Source organism: Kitasatospora sp. NPDC059327, assembly GCF_042752535.1.
In the GTDB taxonomy this organism is placed as follows: Bacteria; Actinomycetota; Actinomycetes; order Streptomycetales; family Streptomycetaceae; genus Kitasatospora.
The window spans coordinates 1-5,660 of sequence record NZ_JBHYYB010000201.1; the positions used below are offsets into that span (position 1 = coordinate 1).

General features: G+C 77.0%; 1 protein-coding gene. It reads left to right on the forward strand.

Annotated elements, in window-relative coordinates; all coding sequences use genetic code 11:
- Window positions 1-5,660: SDR family NAD(P)-dependent oxidoreductase (locus tag ACFXHB_RS44055; RefSeq protein WP_380582771.1), on the forward strand; the 5,660-nt coding region annotated here is incomplete at both ends.

Consider the following 5,660-nt stretch of genomic DNA (forward strand, 5'->3'; position numbering starts at 1 on the left):
GACTTGGTGGAGGAGCGGGGCACGGTCCTGGAGACCCTGCGCCGGGGCGAGGGTGGTCCGGAGCGGCTGCTGACCGCGTTGTCCGCCGCCTTCGTGCAGGGCTTGCCGGTCGACTGGCCCGCGCTGCTGCCGGCCGGTGCCGGCCGCCCCCTCGACCTGCCCACCTACGCCTTCCAGCACCGCCGCCACTGGCTCGACGCGCCGGTGATCCCCGGTGCCGCGCGTGACCTGGGCCTCACGGCCGTCGGTCACCCGCTGCTGGGCGCGGCCGTGCGCGCGCCGGGCGAGGACGGCCTGTCCTTCACCGGTCGGCTGTCCCTCGGGTCGCACCCGTGGCTCGCGGACCACGCGGTGCTCGGCACGGTGATCGTCCCGGGCACGGCGCTGCTCGACCTGGTGGCGTGGGCCGGCGCCGAGGCCGGCTGCCCGGTGGTGGACGAACTCGCCCTGCACACCCCGCTGGTGGTGCCCGAGCGGTCCGGTGTCCGGCTGCACCTCGCCGTCGCCGCGCCGGACGCCACCGGGGCACGGGCGATCACCGTCCACGCACGGGCCGAGGACGGCGCCGAGGACGCGCCGTGGACGCGGCACGCCTCCGGGGTGGTGACCGCCGCCGCGCCGACCGCCGGTCCGGCGGACGCCGACACGCTCCTCGTCTGGCCGCCCGCCGGTGCCGAGGCCGTCGACATCACCACGGCGTACGAGCGGCTCGCCGAGTTCGGCTACCACTACGGCCCGGTCTTCCGAGGCCTGCGAAACGCCTGGCGGCGCGGCGACGAGTTGTTCGCCGAGGTCGCGCTGCCCGAGCCGACCGCGCAGGCCGACCACGGCTTCGACCTGCACCCCGCCCTCCTCGACGCGGCGCTGCACCTCGCCGCGCTGGACGCGGTGGAGCGCTCCGGCGCGACCCTGCTGCCGTTCGCCTGGTCCCGGGTGACCCGGGAGGCCGCCGGATCCGTCACCGAGCTGCGGGTCCGGCTCCGGCGGACCGGGGACGACACCGTCTCGGTCCTGGTCGCCGACCGGGCGGGGGTGCCGGTGGCCCGGGCCGGGTCGCTGGCGCTGCGGCCGCTGGCCGCCGAGCAGCTCGCGGGGTCGGTCGCCGCCGACCCGGCCTGGCTGCACCGGGTGGAGTGGAGTCCGGCGACGCTGTCGGAGGCCGCGCCCGACCCCGGCCGCTGGGCGCTGCTCGGCGCCCCCGCGACGGCGACGGACCCGGACACGGCGACCGACCCGAACACCGGGACCGACCCGAACACCGCGACCGACCCGAACACCGGGACCGACCCGACCGACCCGGCCCTCCCGGTTCTCGCGGTTCTCGCGGACCCGGCCTCGGCTGCCGGGGCGGGCGTCGACATCGCCGTCCTGCGCTGCCCGCCCGCCGACGGCGTCGCGCCCGAGGTGGTCGCGGCGGCGGTGCACGAGACCCTGACGGCCGTGCGCGGCTGGCTCGCCGACGAGCGCCTCGCGGCGTCGCGCCTGGTCGTCGTCACCCGCGGCGCGATCGGCGCCGACCCGTCCGAGGACGTCCCCAGCCCGGCCCACGCGGCGGTCTGGGGCCTGGTGCGGTCCGCGCAGACCGAACACCCCGGCCGCTTCGTCCTGGTCGACCTCGACCCGCACGGCGTCGACCCGGCCGCCCCGCCGGCCGGCCACCGTCCCGCCGGCCACCGTCCCGCCGATGACCGTTCGGCCGACGACCGGCCCGCCGACGGCCCGCCCCGGGGGCCTGCCGACCTGCCGATCGCCACGCTGCGCGCAGTCGTGGCCGCCGGCGAGGCCCAGGTGGTCGTCCGGGACGGGGCCGTCCTGACGCCGCGCCTGGTGCGGGCCGCCGCCGACGCGGCGCTCGTGCCGCCCGGCGAGCCCGTGCCGTGGCGCGTCGAGTCGGGCCCGCGACACACTCTCGACTCGCTCGACATCGTCGAACACCCGGACGCGGCAGCGCCGTTGGCCGAGGGGCAGGTCCGGGTCGCGGTGCGCGCGGCCGGGGTGAACTTCCGGGACGCGCTGATCACGCTCGGTATGTACCCGGGCCGGGCCGTGGTCGGCGCCGAGGCGGCGGGCGTCGTCGTCGAGGTCGGCCCCGGAGTCACGACGACGGCGCCGGGCGACCACGTGATGGGTCTGTTCGACGGTTCCTTCGGCCCGCTCGCCGTCGCCGACCAGCGCCTGCTGGCCCGCATCCCGTCCGGCTGGTCGTTCGCCCAGGCCGCCTCGGTGCCGGTGGTGTTCCTGACCGCGCTGTACGGGCTGCGCGACCTCGCCGGCCTGCGCCCCGGCGAGTCGGTGCTCGTCCACGCGGCGGCCGGCGGTGTCGGGATGGCCGCGACGCAGCTCGCCGCGCACTGGGGCGCCGAGGTCTTCGCCACCGCCAGCCCCGGGAAGTGGGCGACCGTGCGCGGCCTCGGCATCCCCGGGACGCGGATCGCGTCCTCGCGCGACACCGGCTTCGAGCAGCGTTTCACCGGGGCCACCGGCGGCCGCGGCGTCGACGTCGTGCTCAACTCGCTCGCCGGGGAGTTCGTGGACGCGTCGCTGCGCCTGCTGGCCGACGGCGGCCGGTTCGTCGAGATGGGCAAGACCGATGTCCGGGGGACGGACACCGTCGCGGCCGGGCGGCCGGACGTGCGCTACCGCGCGTTCGACCTGATCGACGCCGGACCGGACCGGATCGCCGAGCTGTTCGCCGAACTCGTCGGCCTCTTCGAGTCCGGCGCGCTGCGCCCGCTGCCGGTCCGCACCTTCGACATCCGCCACGCCCGGGAGGCGCTCCGCTTCGTGAGCCGGGCCCGGCACACCGGCAAGGTGGCCCTCACCCTCCCGCAGCCCCTCGCGGACGGTGGGACGGTGCTGGTCACCGGCGGCACCGGGACGCTCGGCCGCCGCCTCGCCCACCACCTGGCCACCCGGCACGGCGTCCGGCACCTGCTGCTGGTCGGACGCTCGGGAGCCGACGCGCCGGGCGTGGCCGACCTGGTGGCCGAGCTGGCCGGGGCGGGCACCACCGTCACCGTCGCGGCCTGCGACGCGGCGGACCGGGCCGCGCTGGCCCGGGTGCTGGCCGAGGTGCCGGCCGGGCACCCGCTCACCGCCGTCGTCCACGCGGCCGGTGTGCTCGACGACGGCCCGGTCGAGGCGCTGACGGCGGAGCAGGTGGACCGGGTCCTGCGTGCCAAGGTCGACATCGCGGCCAACCTGCACGCGCTCACCCGGGACGTCGACCTCGCCGCGTTCGTGATGTTCTCCTCGGTCGCGGGCACCCTCGGCACCGCGGGCCAGGCCGGCTACGCGGCCGCGAACGCCTGTCTCGACGCCTTGGCGCACCACCGCCGGGCCCGGGGCCTGCCGGCCTCGGCCCTGGCCTGGGGCCTGTGGGCCGAGCGCAGCGCGATGACCGAACACCTCGGCCACGGCGACCTGAAGCGGCTGGCCCGGGGCGGGCTCGTGCCGTTCTCCACAGCGCAGGGGTTGGCCCTGTTCGACACCGCCCGGGAGCGCCCGGACGCGGTGCTGGTCCCGGCGCGGGTCGACCTGGCCGCGCTGCGGGCGCCCTCGGCTCCCGTCCAGCCGCTGCTGCGCGACCTGGCGGGCCCGCGGGCGCCGGGCCGGACGGCGGGCGCGGACGCCACCGGGGCGGTGGCCTGGGCCCGGCGGCTGGCGAACACCTCCGGGGAGGAGCGCGCCGAGATCGCGCTGCGCCTGGTGCGCACGGAGGCGGCCGTCGTGCTCGGCCACGACACGGTGGAGAGCGTGCGCCCCGAGTCGACCTTCCGGGACCTCGGGTTCGACTCGCTGACCGGCGTCGAACTGCGCAACCGCCTCGGCGGCGCGACCGGCCTTCGGCTGCCGTCGACCCTGGTCTTCGACCACCCGACCCCGGTCCGGCTCGCGAGCTCCCTGCTGGCCGCGTCGCTGGGCGAGGACGCGGGCACCGCCGCCGTCGCTCCCGGCCCCCGCGCGGTCACCCCGGAGGACCCGATCGTGATCGTCGGCATGGGCTGCCGGTTCCCCGGCGGCGTGGCCTCGCCCGAGGAGCTGTGGCGTCTGGTCGTCTCCGGCGGCGACGCGATCGGCGAGTTCCCCAGCGACCGCGGGTGGGACACCGGGTCGCTCTTCGACCCCGACCCCGAGCGGTCGGGCAAGAGCTACGCGCGGGCCGGCGGATTCCTGGCCGGCGTCGCCGACTTCGACGCGGAGTTCTTCGGGATCTCGCCGCGCGAGGCGCTGGCGATGGACCCGCAGCAGCGGCTGCTGCTGGAGACCGCGTGGGAGGTCTTCGAGCGGGCGGGCATCGACGTCACGACGCTCAAGGGCAGCCGGACCGGCGTGTTCGCGGGCATGGCCGGGCACGACTACGCGACGGCCGGGATGCCGGCCGTCGTGGAGGGGCATGTCCTCACCGGTAACGCGACCAGTGTCGCGTCGGGCCGGGTCGCCTACACCTTCGGTCTGGAAGGGCCGGCCCTGACGGTCGACACGGCGTGCTCGTCCTCGCTGGTGGCGCTGCACCTGGCGGCGAACGCGCTGCGCTCGGGGGAGTGCGACCTGGCGCTCGCCGGTGGGGTGACGGCGATGTCGACGACGGACTTCTTCGTGGAGTTCTCCCGCCAGCGCGGGCTCGCCCCCGACGGCCGCAGCAAGGCCTTCGCCGCCGCCGCCGACGGGATGGGCGCGGCCGAGGGCGTCGGGCTGCTGCTGGTCGAGCGGCTGTCGGACGCGCGGCGCCACGGTCACCGGGTGCTGGCGGTCGTGCGGGGCAGCGCGGTCAACCAGGACGGCGCGTCGAACGGGCTCACCGCGCCGAACGGTCCCTCGCAGCAGCGGGTGATCCGGCAGGCGTTGGTGAACGCCGGTCTGTCGACGACCGATGTCGACGCGGTCGAGGCGCACGGCACGGGCACGCCGCTCGGCGACCCGATCGAGGCGCAGGCGCTGCTGGCCACCTACGGTCGAGGGCGTTCGGCGGAGCGGCCGTTGTGGCTGGGGTCGGTGAAGTCGAACATCGGTCACACCCAGGCGGCGGCGGGTGTCGCGGGCGTGATCAAGATGGTGATGGCGCTGCGGCACGGTGTGCTGCCGAAGACCCTGCACGTCGACGAGCCGACCCGGCACGTCGACTGGACGAGCGGCGCCGTCGAGCTGCTGACCGGCGATGTGCCCTGGCCGGCCGGCGACCGGGTGCGGCGGGCGGGCGTGTCGTCGTTCGGGATCAGCGGGACCAACGCGCACGTGATCCTGGAGGAGGCGCCGGAACCGTCGTCCGAGGCTGTTCCCGCGTCCGCGCCCGGTGGTGGGCTCGGCATGCTGCCGTGGGTGCTCTCGGCCGGATCCGGAGACGCCCTGCGCGCGCAGGCGACCCGGCTGCGGTCCTGGCTGACGGAGCACCCCGAGACCGACCCGGTCGACCTGGCGCGGGAGTTGGCGGTGGGTCGGGCGGTGCTGGAGCACCGTGCGGTGGTGCGGGGGCGGGAGCTGGGTGAGCTGGTGGCCGGGTTGGCCGGGGTGGCGGCGGCGGAGTCGGTGCCTGTCGACGTGGTCGGTGGTCCGGTGTTCGTGTTCCCGGGGCAGGGGTCGCAGTGGGCGGGGATGGCGGCCGAGCTGTTGGATTCGGTGCCGGTGTTCGCCGGGGTGGTGGCGGAGTGTGCGGCGGTGAT